Genomic DNA, 22,323 nt, shown 5'->3' on the forward strand with positions numbered 1-22,323 from the left:
GTCCACTATGACAACCAATACAGTTGTTTGTAATAATTGGGGACACATCAGCATCATAGGTAACCGTTTCTTCTATTGGAGGCAAATCGGTAATATCACCTTCATCAATGGTGTTTGTTGTACAGTTGTACATGAATAGTACCATTACTAAAAAGGAGAATAAAACGAGTTTGCGATACGTGTAGTTTTTGGTCATTTGTTATTTATTTTAATTAAATACTTCTGTTGGGCGTATTCCAAATTCTTTTTTGAAACATTTTGAAAAATATGATGGACTCGAAAAGCCAAATTTGAAAGCAATTTCAGCCACTGTAAAACTTTTTGTAAGTAGCGCTTCTTTAGCTTTATTCAAACGTATAAACATGATCAATTGACTTGGAGATTTCCCCGAAGTTTCTTTGAGTTTTCGTTGTAATTGTCGCTCTCCTACTCCGATTGCTTTGGTAAGCATTTCTACTCCAAAATTATTATTATCTAAGTTTTGATCTATGATTTTTAATACGGTCTCTAAGAATGAATCATATTTTGAAAAGTTGTATGGATGTTCGCTTTTTTCGGTATGCTCATTTACTTTTCTAACATTGTACAACTTACACAATTTATGTGAAGCATGTGTGAGTATGGAGTTCTCTTTAGTGAAATTAAATGCTGCGCCAGATAGTAAATGTTTTATTGCTTGTGTTACTAAAACTTTGTTTGGTTTTAGTAGAGAAAGAATGGCCGCAACCATATAATTATCTCGCTCATTTAACGTAGTATTATAATCTTCTTCACTTTCTTTCATATATATTCCTGCAGAGAACGGTATTTTGTCTGCTTGTAATTTTTGTAGTAGATTAATTCCTAAACAAATAGCTTTGCTAGGAACTTCAAATACTGCCATAAAATACTTTTTGTCTTTGCTAATGATTTCTCCACCATACTCTTCAATATAGGCATCTATATTATATGATTTTAGACTTGCATTTGCGGATGTCATAACTTGACCAAATAGTACTGTCGATAATCGTTTTTTGTAACAACCATCAAATGGTGCTAATTGATAGATGAAGTTTTTCATTTCTGTCAATACTTCCTGTGTATTTCCCGCCCAGAATAGGTGATCGTCTCCATCAAATTCAACAAATTTTGAACCTTTGATGCGTTTTGCAATAAATTTACCTTCTTCAATTTTTACATCAATATCATTTGTACGCTGCATTAGCAACGTAGGGACTTTAATGTATTCTAAAATATCAATAATATTTACCTGCGTGTTCATTTTGGTAAGTTTCATTGCTGCTCTTGGGCTTGCGCCAGAACGAAAATAACTTGCCAACCAATTCATAAATTGCTTATCATCAGCTTTAGATGGCACTAATGATTCAAGATTCATTTCTCCACTTCCCCAATTATTCTCAATCATATCATACACCTTTTGGCGCTCTTCGTTGGTTGGTGCCCAAGGATAATCTTCTGAGTATATTCGCTTTGCGAAAATTCCAAACGATATTAATGCAATGACACGATTTGGATATGTAGCACTAAATAATGCAGATACACTTCCACCTTCCGAATGTCCAAAAAGAATTGCTTTTTTAGAGTTCGTGGCATCCATTACAGCTTTAATGTCTTCCATTCGTTCTTCTAGCGTAGAGAGTTCTACTATACGATCTGAAAGTCCTGTACCTCTTTTATCAAATAGAATGATTCGAACTACTTTACTTAATTCCTGAAAAAAGTTTACCAATTCAGGACAAGCCCACATCCAATCGATATTAGAAACCCAACCTGGAATATATACTAAGTCTATTGGACCTGAGCCAAAGACCTGATAAGCTATACTTATGTTTCCGCTTTTTGTATATTGTATTGTAGGATTCATGAATTATTTTTTATACTTCTTATTACTGTATGATTTTTTAAGTAATTTTTAAATTAAACCTTAAGTATATAACTTTCTTTTTAAGAATTGAAATATTTCAAAAGTTACCTGAAATAATTCTCAACTCAATATTGTTTTCACTTTTTTATTACTGACGGATCAGTTTTATCGTTTTACTAGCTTTTTCAGTAGCTATTTTCATCAAATACATACCGCTTTGTAAACTCTTGATTTGTATTTTTTCTAAATTATTTTTTTGAGAAAGTACCAATTGTCCGTTCATTGCATAAATTTCTACGCTCTGTAATGAGTTTTCATTGTATTGAATATTTACAACATCTCTTGCAGGATTTGGATATACAGAAAGGTTTTTTAACTGAGTTTTATCTACAGAAAGTGTAGAAAAATCAAATGAACTTGTTCCTGATAATGCAGAAGTATTTGGATCTACAACATTGACAAATTCTGCCGTTCCATTGTCAACCATATCAGCTTGCATAAATGATTTTAGTGGTGTTACCGCTGTTGCCAATGCAGAATTGTTTGCTAATATTTCCAAAATTCCACTTGTTGGAGAACCATCTACTTGAATAGTTACTATTGGCGTTGTTGTTCCTGCTGAAGGTGCTGGCAATGCAGAAGGACTTCCAAGTGTTTCTGTGATTAAATAACCGTCAATAGTTGGTTGCGCTACATCGCTTCCATTAAAAAAAGTAGCATTTGCAGCTCCGCCTAATGACGATGTTATTGTTGCTGTAACTCCGTCAGGTACAATTATGGTAAACCCATAACTCTGTACTGAAGTTGCAAAGTTGCTCGTACTTGTGTTTGGAACTGCTCCGATAGTATAGCTATAACTTCCGTTGTCAATTAGTGTATACGTATAACCATCTTGCGCATACATATTGGCTGTAAATAGGCAATAAATTGCCATACATAAATTTGTGAGGGTAATTTTGTTCATAATATTCATATTTAGTTTTCTGGTAATTGTTCTTGTATTTGAAATGTGCTAAAGTTTAAAAAGTTCCCTGGATGTGCCAATACGTTTTGTAAGATGAAAGGCGCGTCTGGCGAAACACCTTCGTATTGAACGTTTCCATCTAAGTTTAAATCATTTGCATTATAACCGTTTACTACAAAAGTTGAGAAGTTTAGGAAGTTTCCTGGATCATTCAACACTAGTGATAGAATTGCTGGTGCATCAGGATTTGTTCCTGAATATTGTACAATATTGTCTCCGTTTACATTTCCTGTCCACATACCAATTTTGTCAACTGGCATTCCTCCTACTGTTTGTGCATTGCTTCCAAAAGTTTCTGGATTGTTGGCATCTGTAAAGTCAATACTCGTTATGACAGAAGATAATCGCTTTGCATTCGCCAATATAATTCCTAAATGATTTCGGTGTTTGATTGCTATAAAATAATCGTTTGCTGCTGCTGTAAATACAAATGGACTTACACCATCTGTAGTTACGATATCACCGTCTCGTTGTAACAAAGCAGAAGCACTTTCGATGCTGTTTGTATTGTTTGTTGCATCGCGTAGTTCAACAAAAATCCAATCGACAATGGCATCTGCTCCAGTAGTATTGAATACCGAAATATCGCAAGTAGCGCCATCTCCATAAGGAGAAGTGGTAGGGATTATACCTGCTACGCGCAAATCGTCACGCATTAGGCTTTCTTCTCCTGTATTTGGATTGAGACTCGCGCCTTGTAAAAAGACGTTTAATTGTAATGCTTTTGAAACTCCGTTGATTGATTTAAAACCTGTCCAACCATTATCAATATATGGTTGCACGTTTCCTGTAGGTACAAATACATCAATATTACTTCTGCCACTAAAAGAATCTCCTTGAATAGCAGAAGGTGTAAAACCTTCTGCTATAATTTCAACTAAAGGATTCGACAAGAACGAATCTTCTCCAATACCAGTTACATTAGGAGGAATTACAAGGCTTGTTAAATTACTATTTCTAAAGGAAAAAGAAGCTATTGTTATGAGTGCATCAGGTAAAACAATACTCGTTAAATCATTGTTTTCAAAAGATCGAAACCCAATAATTTCTAGACTTTCAGGTAAACTAACACTTGTGATGTCATTATTAGAAAAACAACGTTGGGGAATTTCAGTGATACCGTCTGGAATAACTACTTCTGAAATAGCATTAAAACGGAATGTTACTTCTCCTAAATCTCGTAACGTATTTGGAAAGCTAACACTCGTAATACCTTCATTTTCAAAAGCAGCATTTTCAATACCAACTACTGTAAACATCGTATTTTGTGTAGTTACCGTTTCTGGAATTACTAAATTTGTAGGTATGGTACTTCCACCCGCAGCATTGACTTCGTTTGGTGCTAAAGCCGTAATGGTATACAAAAATCCTTGAACATCAAAGGTGCTCCCAATTTGAAGAGCTACAACTCCATTTACCGAATTAAAACCTACCCAACCTGCATTTGCATACGCTGTTTCTGTTCCTGTGGGCACTGTTAAGTCTATTGAACCTGTTGTTTCAAAGTCTCCAAAAATGAAATCTGGATTACTAATTGTCGGTGGTGTAGTTGCTAAAGAAATTATTTCATCAAGAGGACTGTTGCTAAATGCAAAACTTCCAATATTAGTAACACTTGCAGGAATGGTAATCGTTGTTAAATTATTGTCATCAAAAGAAAAAACACCAATTTCTGTAACTCCATCAGGAATGGTAATGCTCGATAAATTATTATTTCTAAAAACATTATCTTCTATTATGGTGATGCCCGTTGGAATAGTTACACTCGTTAATTGATTATTTTGAAAAGCCCTCTCTCCTAGTCTTGTCATTGTGTTGGGCAGTGTAATTGTTGCCAATTGATTGTCTCTAAAAGTTGATAGTGCAATTTCTGTGACGGCATTTGGAATGATTACGCTTGTCAATTGATTGTTCCGAAAAGCAAAACTTCCAATTTTTGTAAGTGTGCTTGGTAAGCTTACACTTGTTAATTGATTGTCTTGTAATGCGCCTGCTGCAATTTCTGTTACGGTGTAATTTGTACTAGTAAACGTTACATTTGATGGAATGGTTAGACCGCTTCCTGTAATTGAACTCCCGGTAACGCTCACCGTGTTTGCACTTAATGAATTTAAACTGTAGGTAATATTATTGACTACAAAGTTTGGATTTGTCCCATTGATGGAAGCAAAACCTGTCCAACCGTTGCCCAAATAGGCATCTTCTGCGCCAACAGGAACCGTTAATGCAATCACATTTGTATCGTCAAAAGTATTTGCTTGAAGTGTGGGAGGCACAGTACCTAAAGCAGTAACTTCTGTGAGTCCTGTATTTGAAAAAGCTAAAGAACTAATGCTTTCAACTGTTCCAGGAATGGTAACACTGGTAAGTCCTGTATTGCCTTGAAACGAATTTGATCCTATGGCAATGACGTTGTATGTTACATCCTGAAACGTAACCGTAGCGGGAATTTCTACTTCATCAGTAACCGTTGCATTGAATACACTTACTTCATTCGGATTAAAGCTGCGTACTTCGTATTCAATTCCATCAATAGTGAAGCCACCGCCGCCTTCTGTATTTTGTGCAAAACTTTGCAACGTTACAAAACAAAGAATTGCTGTGCTTAGAATGATTTGTGGTAATTTTTTCATACTTCTTAATTGTCTTGTGGTAATTGCTCTTGTATTTGAAACGTACTAAAATTTAAAAAGTTTCCTGGATGCGCTAATACGTTTTGTAATATAAGTGGTGAATCTGCCGAGCCACCTTCGTATTGTGTAGTTCCGCTCATATTTACATCATTATCACTATATCCATTGATGATAAAGGTGGAAAAGTTTAAAAAGTTACCAGGGTCATTTAATGCTGCAGATAAAATCGCAGTCGTATCTGGCGTTCCTCCTAAATATTGAACAAAAGTATCTCCATTTACATTTCCTGACCACATTCCAAGAGTATCTACTGGCATTCCTGCGTCGGTTTGTGCATTGCTTCCAAAGGTAATTTGATTGGTAGCATCTGTAAAGTCAATATTGACACGATTTCCATCTAACTGCTGTGCCGTGTTTGTCATTACAGCCAAGTGATTTCTATGTTTGACAGCTACAAAATAATTTTCTATTGGTGATGTAAATTGTAAAATTCCATTTCCGTTGACATCTACCACATCGCCATCGCGTTGTAGTAATGCTGATCGTCCTTCAACTACGTTTGTATTGTCGGTAGCACTGCGCAATTCTACAAAAACCCAATCTACAATAGCATCGTTTCCTGTGGTATTAAATACATTCGCATTACACGTAAGTGCGTCAGCATACGGAGACGTTGTTGGAATTAGATTAGCAATTCTTAAATCGTCTCGCATAAGTGCTTCTTCTCCTGTATTTGGGTTTAAACTTGCGCCTTGCAGATATACTTTTGGTTCTAACGTAAGTGTTCCAATTTCAATAATTGATTTAAAACCTGTCCAACCTGCATTCAAATAGGCTTGTGTTGTGCCTTGAGGAATAAATAAATTTGTATTCGTTTTATCACCAAAAGTTCCATTATTTACATTTGGCGGATTCGTAATTTCAGAAATAACTTCTACTAAACCAGTGCTAAAAAAAGCTTCTGAACCAATTGAGTTTACATTTGCGGGAATGGTTACACTTAGTAAATTACTATTATTTCGAAATCCGCGAAATGCTATCGTTGTTAATGTACTTGGAAGACTTACAGTACGTACAAATCTATTTCTAAAAGCAGAGTTTCCAATTGTAGTGATGATAAAATCGATCCCATTTTTTGATAAAAGTTCTGGGAAAATATAATCGCTATTGGGTACAGTTCCGTTTTTTCCAACTGCGGATAATGTATTTGGCGCTAAGGTTAAAATTTCATATCGAATTCCGTTTACCGTAAATCGGGTTCCAATGGCAGGATCACTACCATTTACAGAGAAAAAACCTGTCCAACCAGCAGTTGAATAATCTGTAAGACTACTTGTAGGAATGGTTAAATCGATATTTCCTGTTTCTCCAAACGAATTACTTTCAATCGCAGCAGGTGTTGTTCCTAAAGCAACAATTGCAGTTAACGTAGTAGTTGAGAATGAATTTGAACCAATTGTAGTTATACTAGTAGGAAGTGTAACACTTGTTATTGGATCATTTTGAAATGCTGATGCACGTATAGTTTTTACTGAAAAGTTAAACGAATTAAAGGTTGCTTGCGCAGGAATTATTAAATCACCCATAACAGATCCACCAATTACCTCAACTTCATTTGGATTGATAGCCCTTATTTGGTAATTGATTCCGTCTTCTACAAAATTAGTACCAATAGCGCCATCAGAAATTTGACCATTTACACTGAAAAACCCTGTCCAACCTGCATTTTCATATACAGTTTCTAAACCAAACAACACCGTTAAATTTATGGAACTACGTGTTCCAAAACTTGAATCCGTAATTGTTGCTGGTGTTGATCCTTGCGCATTAATTGTAGTTAACGAACTTCCTTGAAAAGCATTGTTTCCAATAGTTAATACATTACCACCGATAACTACACTTGTAACATCAGTATTTTGAAAAGCATTATTTTCAATAGCAGTTACATTAAAAGTTGTTCCTGACGCTGTAACGGTTGCAGGAATCGTAATATTCTGTTCGGTAGTTACTCTGTTTAAGACTTTTACTTCATTTAGATTCACGTTTGTTACTTCATATCGAAAATCGCCTGCTGTAAATTGTGCACCAACTTGAAATTCGCCATTTATACTTCCAAAACCTGTCCAACTAGCTGCGATATAATCGTCAATTACATTTTGTTGATCTGGTATAATAGTTAAGTTTATATTACTGCGTGTTCCAAAACTTGAAGCAGTAATTGTAGCTGGTGTCGCGCTATCGGCAGTTACATCGTCTAACGGATTTCCAGAAAAAGCATCATTTTCAATACTTGTAATGTTAGACGGAATTGTGATACTAGTTAATAAATTATCCCTAAATGCATTTGCTCCTATCGCTGAAATATTTGCAGGAATTGTAACGCTGGTTAGTTTATTATTTTGAAAAGAAAACCCTAGCAATTCTGTTAAACTCACTGGAAAACTAATAGCTGTTATTTCATTGTTACGAAACGCATCATTTTTTATGGATTGTAAGTTTGCTGGAAGTGTGACACTGACCAAATCATTATCACGAAAAGTTACTGAGTTAATTACAGTTACACCATCAGGAATTACAATAGATGTCAATTGATTGTTACGAAATGCGCCTGATCCTAACGTTGTTAACGCTGTAGATAAATTGACATTCATAATTTGATTGTCTTGGAAAGCATTTGCATCAATAGTTTCTACAGTATTAGGTATGATTAAGGTTGTTATATTATTGGTTTTAAAAGCTTCTCTTCCTATAGTAATAACTCCCGTGGGAATAGTCAAACTCGTTAATTGATTGTTTCTAAAAGCATCACGATCAATGAGATCTACCGTATTTGGTAGCGTAATACTAGCGATTTGATTGTTTATAAAAGCACCATTTCCAATAGTTACCGTTCCTGACGGAATACTCACATCGGTTAATTGGTTACTTCTAAAAGCATTTACCCCAATAGTTTCTGGTCCTGATGTGAATGTAACTTGTGTTAAACTATTATTTAAAAATGCATCTTCACCAATTGTAGTAACTGATGCTGGTAGTGTGATCGTAGCTAAATTGTTAGCCTCAAAAGACTCATTACCTATTACTTCTATACTTGTAGGCAATGTAACACTGTTAAGCGCTCTGCTTCTAAAAGCACGAAATCCGATTGCTGATACTGTAAATGAAATACTATTTTTAGTCGTTGTAGAAGGTACTACTAAATCAACAATTCCGCTTCCGCCACCTCGTAATTCTACGGTATTCGGATTGACTCCATTAATTCTATAATTAAAACCATCTACTGAAAAATCTGAACCGATAAAAGGTGTTCCGTTGATAGAAAAGAAACCTGTCCAACCGCCATTTACATACGAAGCTTCCGAACCGCTAGGAACCGTTAGACTTATATCTCCACGATTTACAATACTATTTGGTTCAATAGTTGGCGCAGCAACAGCTTCGGAAGTTACTTCTGTTAATGGATTTAGGTTAAATGCCTGATCAGCAATGGTAGTTACCGATGCTGGAAGTGTAATTGTAGTAAGATTATTGATCTCAAATACTTCAAATCCTATAGTTTCTATAGTTGAAGGCAATACAACACTGTTGATTCCTCTGTTTCTAAAGGCGCGATTTGTAATAGCGTTTACTGTAAATGAGACTCCATTTTTAGTCGTTGTTGATGGTACTACTAAATCAGTTATTCCACTTCCGCCACCTCGTAATTCTACGGTATTTGGATTGACACCGTTAATTCTATAATTAAATCCATCCGCAGAAAAATCAGATCCTATAAAAGGTGTTCCGTTGATAGAAAAGAAACCTGTCCAACCGCCATTTACATACGAAGCTTCCGAACCACTTGGCACTGTTAAACCAATGTCTCCACGATTTCTAATACTGTTTGTTCCGAGCGTAGGCGCTATTATTGCTTGTGAAATTACTTCTGTTAATTGATTTGTATTGAATGCTTCATTACCAATTGTTGTCAACGATGTTGGCAATGTGATGGTTGTTAAATTATTATTCTCAAAAGCCTCATTTTTAATCGTTTCAATCGTATTTGAAAACACCACACTATTGATTCCTGCATTTCTAAAAGCACGATTCCCAACAGCTGTCACGGTATAGGTTTCTCCAAATTGTGGCTCTACTACTGTTTCTGGAATTACAATAGCTACAATACCATTTAAACGGTTAGCAACTTCAACTTCTAGCGGATTTTGTGATGTAACTCTGTACCGTAAATCACCTACATTAAAAGTATTTCCAACTGGAATTTCGTCATTCACGGTATTAAAACCTGTCCAACCTGCTAAACGATACGTTTCTTCTAAACCATCAGGAACTTCTAAACTTACGCCACTACGTGTTCCAAAAGAACTATTAGAAATTGACGCAGGAACAGTTCCTAAAGCAATGACTTCATTCAAGCCGCCACCAAAAAAAGCTTCTCCACCAACGGAAGTCACACTTGCTGGTAATGTAATTGTAGTTAAACCTCCATTGTCTCTAAATGCTCGAAACTTAATGGTCGTAATGGTATTTGGCAATACAACATTACTTGCTCCGTTTCGGTATGCAGAACTTCCAATAGTAGTAACCGTATAGGTAATTCCGCCACCATCTGTTGCGGTACTTGGAATGGTAAATGGAGAACTTCCATCGCTTCCGCCCGTAACTTCAACCTCGTTCGGATTGGTTGATAGTACATTAAAATTAAATCCGTTGTCTGTAAATGTTTGCGCAAAACATGTTGCTGCTAAACAAAGAAAAAGTATAGTTATGATTATTTTTTTCATAAGGCTTAGTTTTCTGGTAATTGTTTGGTTTTTTAGTCTTAAATACATCCTACATTTTAAGTAGAAATAGCCTTGTATTTTTAATTCAAAACAAAGAAATATGGATATCAAAGTAGATGCAAATTTTAGGCGGTATCAAAAAGGTATCAACAAGTTAATTTACTGAAAAACAGTATTTTAAAACCAAAAAAATCATAAGTAGAGAAGAAAAAAACTATGTATCACTACTGTTTTAGAGCTATCTAAACAGTCGTTTTTATGAATTTAAATTTGAAGTGTTTTTGCTTTCAATAAAAGCTATAATATCATCACTAGATTCCAAGTTTAATTTCTTACGAATACGGTATCTTGATGATTTTATTGATGGTAATGTTGTATTAAGTAATTTGCCAATTTCTGTAGAACTCAATCCTAATTTCATCATGCAGAGTAATTCTTTTTCTCGCGGTTTTAGCTCTGAAAAATGAGTATCTAATAGTACTTTGAAATCTAAACCTACTTCATCTAAGTAGTTTTGTAAACTTGCTGTGGAACTTTTTGCCGTTTTTTCAGATAATAATGATGCAGATAACGATTTTAGAGCGACTTGCCTTTCTTGTTCATCTTCAAATGTGATGATTTGTTTGATATCGTCCAAGGTATTGTTCAATACTTCTTCTGTAATAGAGTTTTCAATGACTACTTTTTTAAGTTCTTTTTCTCTATTTGCTAAAGCCAAGTCTGCTTTTAGTTTTTCAACTTTTTTTAGTTCTAACTCATTATCAACTAATTGCAAATGTTGTTTGTTGTTTTTCCTAATTAAATAGATTAAAATTAAAGCTGCCAATGCAGTGATAAATAACAATATTAAATACAGTGTTTTTCTAGATGTTTCACTTTTGAGTTCAATTGCTGCAATTTCTTTTTCTTTTTCAAACTTATAATTAAGATCAAGTTCTGTGAAACGTTTTGCTTCTGCCAAATCATTGATAGAATCATAGTAAATTTTATAGAGTTCAAAATCTTTAATTGCAGCTTTGTAATCTTTAAAGTGATAATTAATATTACGCCGTGATTCATACTGAGATACCAAAAAATCTTTATTTCCTATAATTTTCGAATATGCAATGGCACTATCTAGTGCTTGTAATGATTTATCTTTTTGACTCAAAAAAGCATAGACACTACCAAGACTCTGATAACAACTACTTAATCCTAAATACTTTTTAAGTTTTTTATGAGGTTCAATCAAACTTTCATAGGTTATTCGAGCCTTTTCAAAATTTTGATCAAACATAAAAAACGCAGCTAAATTTGCATCTGCATTTATCCTTGATTCCAAAGAATTATCATACGTTTTTGCCAACCGCATATAGTATGGCATTGAATCTTTCTGCTTGGTATTGTAAAAAAATAATGCACCTAAATATATATACGATTGTGCTATACCTGCTGAATCTTTTATCGCTTTTCGAATTTGAAGTGACCTTTTATAGTATTCTTTTCCTATTATAGTATCTTTATTTCTTATTGATAATGATCCTCTGATACGGTAGGATTTCCCTAAGCTTAAAGAATCATTAATAGTAGTTGCGATGTCAATAGATTTTTGCAGATGTCCTAGAGAGCTTGTTATTTTATTTTGCAATTCATCACAAATTGCAAGTATTTGAAAGAGTTTTGCTTTTTGTTGTTGATGATTCAAACTTCTAGACTCATTAGTTTCTATAAGTTTTTGAGCTTTTAGTGCAGTTTTACGCGCTTCATCAATATCAAATTTATGAATATGTTCCGCTAGTTTTAATAGCAATGGAATTTTTACAACCTCAGTCTCAGCTTTTTCTATTTTAAATTTTAATACATCAGCAATACTATCTTTTACTTGTGCAGTGACAGATAAAGAACATATGAAAAATAGTATTGTTATAATTGTTGCTTTCATTAAAATGATAATATGACAGGTATATTTCTAAAAATTAACTTTTGCAAGAGGCATTACTAAAACTAAATCTGGTTTATACAAAAGTAGAAGCAATTGATCTTTATGACTGTAACAATACCGTATAATGCTATTACTTTTCCGACATTATGTCGGTTTTTTAATATTAAAACTTGAAGCTCAGCAAAACAAAACTCAATAAACAAAAACTTTAAGTAACAACTACAAATGCCTTAAAAAAAGAAAGTTATAAATTAAATCCGCTCTTAAAATACACAAAAAAATAAAGGAAAGCCGAGATGAAGGCTTTCCTTTTTAAATGCATTATATAGTTGTTAGTAGTATATAATGGTATTTATATTGTTATATTATTTTTCTGCGACATCTGGAGCTGCAAGAGCGCCCCAAGTTGCTTTCATTTTTACGATGTGTTTTGTCGCTTTCATTTTTTCTAAAATATTGTTGACTGAATTATATGCTGAATCTAATGCGCCAACAATCCAACCGTGATGTACAGAGCAGCATTCTCCAGCAATATTTAAAGTACCTTTAAATTCTGGCGTAAGTAATGTTGGATATAAGTTTTTGAATTGCCCAGGATTAAATAACGCAAAAGCGCCGCCGCCTGCATGCTGATCCCAAAACCATGTTTTTGTAGTGGTTCCATCATTATATCCTGCAAAGTGTTCATAAATATCAACTTCTGGATACATGTATTGAATTCCTTTTAAACATTCGTTTACACGCTCTTCATCCGTTAATGCGCCCATACGTTCCGCATCTTGTGCCCACGAATAGATTTGTAACACTCCTTTTTCTGCGTCATATCCGTATGATGGATATACAACTTGCCTGTTTGATCGATCACTTGCTGAAACTCCTAATCCTACTTCATATTGACGATTTTCTCCTATTTCTTTCCAGAATTGTTTATTGAAGGTTATAAATGCTTTAAAAGCAGGCATATAATTGCATTCTCGTAACGCACGTGCTTTTGCAAATGATAAGTCTTCAAAGAAGTTTTTATGTTTTTGTCCATTAAGATATGCGCCATTTGGCAACGTACTGATTACGTATGCATATTCGCGATCTAGCTTTTCCTTTTTACCATTTTCATTCGTATGTTCAATAGACAAACGCATTCCTCCATTTCTATCAAACAATGCTTCATCATATCTCGCTTCTTTCACTTTATGATTCATGAAAACACGTGTCTTTTCTTTTGGTTGTTCAGGATTTGTGTTTGCTGTTCCTTTTGGATCTGCTGGCGGTACAGTACTTGGTGGCTCCGCATCTTTAGTTAGGTTTGGTGGCGAATATCCGTATTCGTTATTCTGTCCTTTTATCATCCCAATTAATACTTGCGCCAAATGTCCATCATCCGCAGTAACACCATTTTCAAGATTTAAAACCGCTTTACAGGCATCTGGAAAGTGTTGCATTCCTTCATTCATTGTAATCATATAAATGTTCGGATCTTCAGGATCGTACGAATTTTTACTTCCATCCCAATCGTATACAGCAATCACCATTTCCACAAAGGAAACCGTATACATTCCAGTTCCAACATTGACAGTTTCTAGATAACTTGCTATATTGTATGAAAGGTTTTCACATAGTGCGCCCATTGCTGGATCGTAATATTCTTCTAAATCGGCTAACGTAAATACATTTGTCAAATATGCCCACATAGAATAATTGTCATAACGCATCAATTTGGCAAATCCAGTTTCAAACGATTTGTCAATAGCTTCTAAAAAAGGACCATTTACTTTGTCTAAAATGATATTGATTGGTAAATATTTGTTTCCTTCTTCATCTGTTTTTTCAGTTACCCAAACAGCTGGTAAATCGCCGCCTTTATTTTTACCAAAGTTTAACGAATTCAGGCTTGCATCTTTTGCCATGATAGGATCTTTCATGTTATTGTAACGCAAACGTTGATAGTCAGAATTGTAATAAAACTTTCGCCAACGGAGCATTTTATCAGTCATTCCATTACGTTCTAACACATAGTTTAATGAAAGTGCTAAATGCTGAACAGGTAACATATCATCCGAGAATTGCGGAATACGCATGCCTCCTACTTCACCGTACAATCCTTTATTTTCGATACTTTTCGGATCATATTCTGTAGAATACCAAGTGTCAATTCGTCCACCAACACGATCGGAAGCTTCAAATATTTCAAATTCAATTCCTAATGATTGTAATATGAGTCCTGCATATAATCCTGCAAATCCACCACCAATAATTCCGACTAATGGTTTCTTTTCGGAAGGATCAGCTTCAATGATTTGCTCTGTCAGTAATCCGATATCTTTAGTTTCGGAACGCTGTTTTAGCAATGTTTCTGTGTAGTCTTTCCCGTGATTTTCAATAATCCAATCTGAAAATGCTCTACGTACTGAACCTTTCTTTTTTTTGCCTTTCCCAGAAGATTTGTTTCCAGGTTGAAATGAAAAATAACTCATGTATATGGTTTTGAGGTTAATTACCAGTTTATCACTGATCGTTTCAAAGTTAACAATCTCAAAAGGAAAGTACAACAGGCGTTTTTACGTGATTTTTGTGTAGACTTTGTTAGACTGATTTAGATTTTTGGATTTGTTAGACTTTTTGAAACATCTCTCTAAATGAAATTTTTAACGAATTCTAGTTTAATACTAACGGATTATATAATGACTTCCAAAAAGTTTATAATTGTTACTACATTTGAAATATAATTAATAATGAAAACATGTATAGATTATCAATGTTTATGTTACTGTTGCTTATAAGTTGTGACAAAAATAATAGTTCGAATAAGCTAACTACATCTGGTATTAAAAGTCAGAGTCAGACTGGAATTAAAGAAAAATTAAATGATTCAAGCGTTACTACTGAATTTGATTTTTTGTTTGACAAGTTTAGTCATAGTATTATATATCAGGCCATATTTTGTATAGGAAAAGAAGAAGGATTAAAATTTACAAAAAATATTAGTTGGAGTGATATACCTTATATTGTTGATACTTTATCTAATAAAGAAAATATTTTAATTGAAGTAATGAATTTGAACGATCAAAACATAAATATTTCAAATAGAATAGAGAATTTTTGCAATCTATCAATAACTTTGAATACGCCTTTTCTTTTTGAAGTAGATGAGCCATTCTATTTTGAAGAACTGATTTATGAATTGGATTTAACAACAGATTTAGTAAAAATATTTTTTAACCATGCAGATCAAAGCTGGGAAAGCCTATCTTCTTCTCAACAAAGAGAATTATATTTTAAAACTATTTTATATTTAACTTCATTGAAACCCGAAAAACAACTAAATTATTTAGAAGATTACTATAGTTTAAGTAAAAGAAAATCTCAAATTCAATTTGATGAATAGTATTTTATGAAATGCTTATGACTAAACGATGTATTTAGCATATAAAAAACACGTTTCCCATGTATTACCATGAAAAACGTGCCTATAATTTTGATTGATGAAAATCGTATTTATTTTTTATAGCGTTCTAAAAGTTTTTCCATTTCTTGATTACCATTCTTTTTTGCGTAATACATCGGATAATTGTTATGTCCAGTTACATAATACGGATCAGCACCAGCTTCTAACAATAGTTTTGCAATTTCTGTTTTCCCGTTCTTTACCGCTTTTGTCAATGCAGTACCAACATTTGAAGCTTCTTTATCTACTTTTGCTCCTTTTGACAGTAATAATTTTACAATTTCTGTATGTCCATTACGAACTGCATAGATTAAAGGCGTTCCAACATTAGCAACTTCTTTATCAATGTTAGCTCCATTTTTTAATAACAAGTTAACTACTTCAACATGACCGTTTCGAGCGGCATAAATTAGTGGCGTACCAACATTGACAATTCCTCTATCAATATCAGCTCCTTTGTCTAATAATAGCTTTATTGCATCAACATGACCATTTCTAGCAGCATACAATAATGGCGTTCCAACATTAGAAACTCCTTTGTCAATATTAGCTCCTTTGTCTACTAATAATTTAATTGTTTTAACATGTCCATTTCTAGCGGCATACAATAATGGCGTTCCAACATTCGCAACTTCTTTATCGATGTCAGCTCCTTTGTCTACTAATAATGTAATCACTTCTGGATGTCCATTACGAGCAGCATATAACAATGGTGTTCCTACATTGGCGACTTTCTTATCAATATTAGCGCCTTTAGCTAACAATAGTTTAATTACTTCTACATTACCATTACGAGCAGCATATAACAATGGCGTTCCAACATTAGCAACTGCTTTGTCAATATCAGCGCCTTTTTTTAATAATAATTTAATTGCTTCAGTATGACCGTTTCGAGCGGCATATAGTAATGGTGTTCCAACATTGGCAATTTCTTTATCAACATCAGCTCCTTTAGCAAGTAATAATTTAATTACTTCTGGATGTCCATTACGAGCAGCATATAGTAATGGTGTTCCAACATTGGCAACTGCTTTGTCAATATCAGCACCTTTAGCTAATAGTAATTTTACAGCTGCTGGATTGTTATTTCGTGAAGCATAAATTAACGGTGTACCTACGTTCATTACATGTTTATCTACATCTGCACCTTTGTCTAATAAGAATTTGATAATATCCACATTTTCGCTTCGCGCAGCTCCAATTAATGGCGTTCCTACATTCATTACCGATTTGTTTACATCTGCGTCTTGTCCATGAATGTATTTTACAGCATCTAACTGTCCATTACTTGCTGCCGAAATTAATGCAGTTCCGTGATTTGTAATTGCTTTGTCTATTGCTACATTATTGACAACTAGTAACTTTAAAAACGCAACGGAACCTTGTTTTGCAGAAGCTATAACTGGAGGTTCATTATCTTGCGAATGGAAATTTACTTTTGCGCCTGCATCAAACAATAGTTTTCCAATGACTACATTTCCAGTACGTGCTGCCCCAACTAAAGGTGTTTGCGGTTTGCGTTCTCGGTATGTATACTTTTTTGTACGTGTTTCTATGTATCCAGCATTTTTGTCGACACAGTTTGCGTCTACTGTTTTTAAGAGAGCTGTTACTTTTGCAATATCATTCTCTTCTATGGCTTTTAATAGTTTGGCGCAATCAGAAGAATCTACAATTACATTTTCGTTTATAAGCTTATTATTGAAAAAAGGAGTCTTAAAGGTTTCTTCCTCTTTATTTTTGCTGTCATTTTCGTTTTCATAAAACTCCTTATTGTTATTAAAAATAGAAGTTTCAAACAATGTATTTTCTGAAGTTGCGGCTGTCAAAGGTTTATTCAACAATAATATTAAAACTACTAATGTTGGCGCTAGGAATGTATATTTCCAATAGCTATGTGGATTTGATTTTTTTGAATTCATTTGTACGATTCGTTTTTTGATTAATGATTGATTGTAATTCGTCGTTATAGTTAACGGCTTAGTATACGTCGCAATCTTTAGTAAACTCAGTTGATACTGATCGTTTTCAATCGTTTCATTTGTTAGTAAACTCGCATCTGTTTGAAATTCAATGTTTTTTTCAATAGATTTTCGGTAAATCCATACAAACGGATTAAACCAAAGAAATACTTTTACCAATTCGGCTAACAATAAATCTACACTATGCTTTTTTTCTACATGTACACGTTCGTGCGCTAGAATTTGCTCATAGGTTTCATAATCGTAATTTTCTGGATTGATAAAGATATAGTTGAAAAAAGAACATGGTTCTTTGATACTCGGATGATTAATAATGATTGTATTTTCATCATGAATTTTATCATCAGCACGTATTATTTTTAAACAGATACTTATTATTTGAAATAATAGATTCAAAGCAAAAATACTTACACCAAAGAAATAAATAGCTAAAATCCAATCTAGGATAGACATAGAAGGTTTAAGAGTTGTAATTGCTGTTGTCGCAGTAGTTTTTTCAACTGGTTGTGTTATCACAACTTCTCCAGAAACTGGTTCTTTTTTTTCTATTTCTAATGGAACTGTATTTGAGTTATCTTTGGGCGCTTCTGTTGTTTCAATGGCCGTTATGACTTCTGAAACATAGCCTTGATTTGTTACTAATTGTGGTAATGAAATGAATGGTAATACAAACGCAAATATCAAGCATGCAATAAGATACCAACGGTTTACGGTATAGAAACTTTCTCTTTCTAGAAATAATTTATAGAAAACTAGAAATATGACCAATGCCAATGAGGCTTTTAGAAGAAGTGCGATCATGATTTTTTGTTTTTGTTCGATTTAATCATGTTTACTAACTCTTCAATTTCACCTTCAGAGAGATTTTCCTCTTTGGCAAAATATGCCATCATTTTCGGAAAAGAATCACCAAAAAATTTCTTCTTGATGCTTCCCAAATTATCATCGCGATACGCTTCAAAATCCACTGCAGAACTGTATTGATGCGTATTTCCAATCATTTCCGATTGCAAAACACCTTTCTTTACCAAAATCTTTACAATAGTAGCTACTGTATTGTAATGTGGCTTTGGCTCTGGAAGTTGCTCAATAATATCACGAATGAATGCTTTTTTCAATCGCCATACGACTTGCATGATTTGGTCTTCTCTTTTCGTTAGTTTTTGCATAGTTTCTAAAAGATTACACTGCAAACCTACTAACTTTTTAGTAGAACTACTAATTATTTAGTAGATAAAATGTTTATTATTTTACTAAATAGTGCATAACTATTTGTTTTTCAGTAAATTAAAACTACTAATTTTTTAGTAGAATTCGAGCGCCTCAGTCTACTAAAGTTGTCAGAAAGTTGGATTTACCATGGATATTCAAAACGTCACTTCGAGTGATTTTTGAAATGAAATGAAGAAAAATTGTATCGAGAAGTACCTGTTTTGAAAGATGTTCTAGATATAAATTTGTTCCACAAATTCACTCGAACTGACAATTTGTTTATTTTTTATATTATTAAGAATTCTTATCTAAATAACCGTCTATTAAACGTTCTCTTAGTTCTATAATAGCTTTTGAAGACTTCAAATCGTTAGGATCGTTATCATAAAATTCTTTGTGGTTTTCAACAGATTCTTTTGTTTTATATTATTGTCCTTTTCATTTGCGAAGTTTTAATGTAGCTAGTTACTTTTCATTTCGCAATTGATAATAATTATTTCTTAAATGTTTATTGTAATCTTCAATTATGATTGTTCCGTCTTTCAAATGGAAATAAACTGAGTCACTTCCACTTTTTTTATAAACAGAATCTCCTATTTTAATTCTATAATAAGTATGGTTCTCAACACGTTCTTCGTGATAATTATCTAAAATAACAAATCTTCCAGCTCTTGTATAATCACCTTCCTTTCTTTTTTTTATCACGATTCCGTTGAATGTATGATTCCTACTTTTCAAATATTTTTCCTTGTTATACTCTAAAGAGTTTGATTGATAGTTCGCAATAATGAAAATCATAATGGCAATTGGAACAAATACAAAAAGTAAATTTTTCCTGATTTCATAATCTTGTTTTTCTAATTCGTCTTTGTTTTCCGTACTCATTTGTCTAATTACCTATAACGTGATTGTATAAGGATGGTTGCGTTTTTGTGTGTGAGGGTTTTTCGAAGGAAAATCAGGCATAACAAAATAGCAACGACTTTTGATTAAGCCTAAAATAAGCAATTATTTTTATACGTTGTTGTCTACATCTACATTTTTTCCTTTTCCGTTTCTACTCATATTGAGCCATTTTAAGCTCAATTTAATTCCAATTAAAAAACTGATTCCAGCAAAAAATAAATGAATGCTTACTCCGTCAAATCTCTGATTAAAGATTCCGATAATTAAAATTTTTATTAATCCTGTACTTATAAACCAAAAAGCTATAAATTGAAAAAAAATCAAACTCTTTGAGAGTTTTAAAGTAATAGGGTTTTCATTCCAATTAGGTTTTTCAAATTTAAATCCGAGTAAACTCCAAAATTTGGTGATTAAAGGAAGAAATAAAACAATGAATAAAGAAGTTAGAATAATTATTCCGATGTAAAAGTCATTTTTAGATTCCATTTTCTCATTAAAATCCACAAGTATTAAAGAAAGAATACAAAGTATTAAAATCACTAAGCTTTTTATTTTTCCAATTTTATTCCAATTTTTTATTCTTTTGAGTGTGATTATTACTCTTGTGAAATATTTATATACAATTTTAAAGCAATTTTTATAAATTACAAGCCTCTATTCGCTGCTTATAAAGACTAAATTAATGATTAGAAATATTAGATTATCATTTTTAGATATACATATCATTGTGCATGCTTTATCTTTTTTTATTGATGAAAGTTTGAGTAAACCAAATGAAATAATAATTATTAAAGAATCTCAGTTTCCACCAACTAAATTTTCTTAGACTAGTATTATTCATGATTGATTCTTCTTCATTAGTTATCGGTTGTTTAGTTATCTCCGCATTAGATTTATTCAATTCAATAAATGCTTTTCGGAATTTTCTAAAAAAATCTTGTTCATTTTGATAGAGAAGATTTACCAATGAAATAAACCACATGATGGACACTAATAATAATGATATACCAATCCTTAGTAAAATATAATTATAGACTCCAAAGTAGAAAACATTAAAAATGGCTAGAATAATAACACAGATAAAAGCAAATTTAATAATATTCTGAGTTTTATTAGCAAATTCAACTCTACTACTTTTATCAAAGCCTTTTAGCATAAATTCTTCAAAAAAATTATAGAATGCATTATTGAAATGCTTACTAGTAGGATAGTTTCGGATTAATAACACTAGTTCTTCTTTAGGTATTTTTTTTAAAACTAAAATATCATATTGATAGGATAAAAGAGGTGGAAATTTGCTAACAAAAATAAACACAGGATTATTAAGAAAATACAGAAATGAAATAAGTAGAATGAGAAAAAAAACAGGAATAACTTTTGCTAGTCCAAACGGTTCTAGCGTTGTTCTTAAATATTCAATGTTTTCTCCTTGGTCACTAATCCATAATAGGGTTTCCTGTTGTATTTCAATAGTAACAAATGGATTTATTAAGTAACTCAAAGAATAAAATATAATGCACATTATTACTGGCGGCCATGCAAATTCCCAAACTTTATGAATTGTAGTTAATATGTCATCAAACTTCATGATTGTTTTTAATTAGGTACAACGTCTTTGTGTATGATTAGTTACTAGAAATTCGTTTAAATCTTTCCGATTAAGATACAAGTTAATTAATTTCGAGTAATTTTCATAAGTCGGCAATGATCAAGTAATTAACTATAAATATTATTAGCGCCAGTATTTTCTGTTTTTATTTAAGAATCTCAAAACATTGAATTATTCAATCTTCTTGATTATGAAAAGGTAATCTTACTCCAATAATATCAATTTCACCATCAACTTGCTTGTCTTCCTGGAAGCGAAATATTAAACCAGTTGTAATATAACCATTAAGTCTTAAATATAATGCAGCTAACTTTTCTTGTAGATCACTTTTTTCCATTAAGTTTTTTATTCAATCATTTTTACAACTTGTTCAAATCCATCACTTAATTGATTATATATTTCTTGTACAATTGTTTTATTTAGAACCTTCTTCAAGGTCAAATCAACTACTTTTCCTTTTAGTAATTGAAACCAATTTTTCTTTCCAAGATTAAAATGATTCTTTAAATCCTCAATTTCTTCGAAAATAATTTGCTGCCCAAATCCTTGTTCTTCTAATTTTTCAAGAATTTCGTTTAGTTTATTATGTAATTCAGATTCTTGTTCAACGTTAAATTCGTCTTCCGTTTTTGGTTTATATGAGTAATATCTATTTAGGTTATCGATTTCTTGGTCAATTGCAAAAATCCCAATGTTTCTTTCTTCATCATATTCACATCCTGTACAAGATTTCATATGTACATCTCTGTCATCAATGCTTTTTTGTCTGATTATTTTCAGAAAATCAAGTTTATCTCTATCTCTATTAAAGTCATATAGTCTTGTCGTGATATGTTCTTTTAGGTTTTCAAGATTATTTATCTTACCATTTTTATAAAGTCTGCGATAAAAGTTCTCAGCTTCTTTTTCTACTATATTCATTCTTTAATGTTTAATTTTCTAAAACGTA

Annotated in this window: 14 protein-coding genes and 1 pseudogene; 1 reads left to right on the forward strand and 14 read right to left on the reverse strand. The window is 32.7% G+C overall.

Going from position 1 to position 22,323, the window contains the following annotated elements:
• From ACUUYC_RS19480 to ACUUYC_RS19510, 7 genes and pseudogenes are all read right to left on the reverse strand, one after another.
• Window positions 1–196 (reverse strand): annotated as a pseudogene (locus ACUUYC_RS19480) (hypothetical protein); the annotation flags it as partial.
• A gap of 12 nt (window positions 197–208) precedes the next feature.
• Window positions 209–1,864 (reverse strand): alpha/beta fold hydrolase, encoded by a 1,656-nt coding sequence (locus ACUUYC_RS19485; RefSeq protein WP_474268530.1) that lies wholly within the window; start codon window positions 1,862–1,864, stop codon window positions 209–211.
• 148 nt (window positions 1,865–2,012) lie between these two features.
• Window positions 2,013–2,828 (reverse strand): T9SS type A sorting domain-containing protein, encoded by an 816-nt coding sequence (locus tag ACUUYC_RS19490; RefSeq protein ID WP_474268532.1) that lies wholly within the window; start codon window positions 2,826–2,828, stop codon window positions 2,013–2,015.
• Between the two features lie 11 nt (window positions 2,829–2,839).
• Window positions 2,840–5,521, reverse strand: a complete 2,682-nt coding sequence (locus tag ACUUYC_RS19495) for a leucine-rich repeat protein (protein WP_474268534.1) — start codon at window positions 5,519–5,521, stop codon at window positions 2,840–2,842.
• A gap of 5 nt (window positions 5,522–5,526) precedes the next feature.
• Window positions 5,527–10,302, reverse strand: a complete 4,776-nt coding sequence (locus tag ACUUYC_RS19500) for a leucine-rich repeat protein (RefSeq protein WP_474268536.1) — start codon at window positions 10,300–10,302, stop codon at window positions 5,527–5,529.
• A gap of 256 nt (window positions 10,303–10,558) precedes the next feature.
• The gene (locus ACUUYC_RS19505; protein ID WP_474268537.1) at window positions 10,559–12,223 is read right to left on the reverse strand and encodes a helix-turn-helix transcriptional regulator; all 1,665 of its coding nucleotides are present in this window, start codon (window positions 12,221–12,223) and stop codon (window positions 10,559–10,561) included.
• Window positions 12,224–12,588: 365 nt separating this feature from the next.
• Entirely contained in the window at window positions 12,589–14,694 is a 2,106-nt protein-coding gene (locus tag ACUUYC_RS19510; protein ID WP_474268539.1) for a flavin monoamine oxidase family protein, read from the reverse strand.
• 266 nt (window positions 14,695–14,960) lie between these two features.
• Here ACUUYC_RS19510 and ACUUYC_RS19515 point away from each other — a divergent pair, with 266 nt between their 5' ends.
• The gene (locus tag ACUUYC_RS19515; RefSeq protein WP_474268540.1) at window positions 14,961–15,605 is read left to right on the forward strand and encodes a hypothetical protein; all 645 of its coding nucleotides are present in this window, start codon (window positions 14,961–14,963) and stop codon (window positions 15,603–15,605) included.
• Between the two features lie 110 nt (window positions 15,606–15,715).
• Here the strand turns inward: ACUUYC_RS19515 and ACUUYC_RS19520 are convergent, their stop codons facing one another.
• The 7 genes from ACUUYC_RS19520 to ACUUYC_RS19550 all read right to left on the reverse strand — a co-directional run bounded on the left by ACUUYC_RS19520 (window position 15,716) and on the right by ACUUYC_RS19550 (window position 22,295).
• The gene (locus ACUUYC_RS19520; protein WP_474268542.1) at window positions 15,716–18,448 is read right to left on the reverse strand and encodes an ankyrin repeat domain-containing protein; all 2,733 of its coding nucleotides are present in this window, start codon (window positions 18,446–18,448) and stop codon (window positions 15,716–15,718) included.
• Complete coding sequence (locus ACUUYC_RS19525) at window positions 18,445–18,816, reverse strand: BlaI/MecI/CopY family transcriptional regulator (protein ID WP_474268544.1); 372 nt, start codon at window positions 18,814–18,816, stop codon at window positions 18,445–18,447. Before ACUUYC_RS19525 ends, ACUUYC_RS19520 begins: the two co-directional genes overlap by 4 nt.
• Window positions 18,817–19,324: 508 nt before the next feature.
• Window positions 19,325–19,744 (reverse strand): hypothetical protein, encoded by a 420-nt coding sequence (locus tag ACUUYC_RS19530; protein WP_474268546.1) that lies wholly within the window; start codon window positions 19,742–19,744, stop codon window positions 19,325–19,327.
• A 129-nt stretch (window positions 19,745–19,873) separates the two neighbouring features.
• Window positions 19,874–20,251 carry a hypothetical protein gene (locus ACUUYC_RS19535; protein WP_474268547.1) on the reverse strand — a complete coding sequence of 126 codons (378 nt, stop codon included), beginning with the start codon at window positions 20,249–20,251 and terminating at the stop codon, window positions 19,874–19,876.
• Window positions 20,252–20,501: 250 nt separating this feature from the next.
• Complete coding sequence (locus ACUUYC_RS19540) at window positions 20,502–21,353, reverse strand: hypothetical protein (protein ID WP_474268549.1); 852 nt, start codon at window positions 21,351–21,353, stop codon at window positions 20,502–20,504.
• 196 nt (window positions 21,354–21,549) lie between these two features.
• Window positions 21,550–21,711 carry a hypothetical protein gene (locus ACUUYC_RS19545; protein WP_474268551.1) on the reverse strand — a complete coding sequence of 54 codons (162 nt, stop codon included), beginning with the start codon at window positions 21,709–21,711 and terminating at the stop codon, window positions 21,550–21,552.
• 8 nt (window positions 21,712–21,719) lie between these two features.
• Complete coding sequence (locus tag ACUUYC_RS19550) at window positions 21,720–22,295, reverse strand: hypothetical protein (protein WP_474268554.1); 576 nt, start codon at window positions 22,293–22,295, stop codon at window positions 21,720–21,722.
• Window positions 22,296–22,323: the final 28 nt, after the last annotated feature.

The organism is Kordia sp. E, assembly GCF_056033805.1.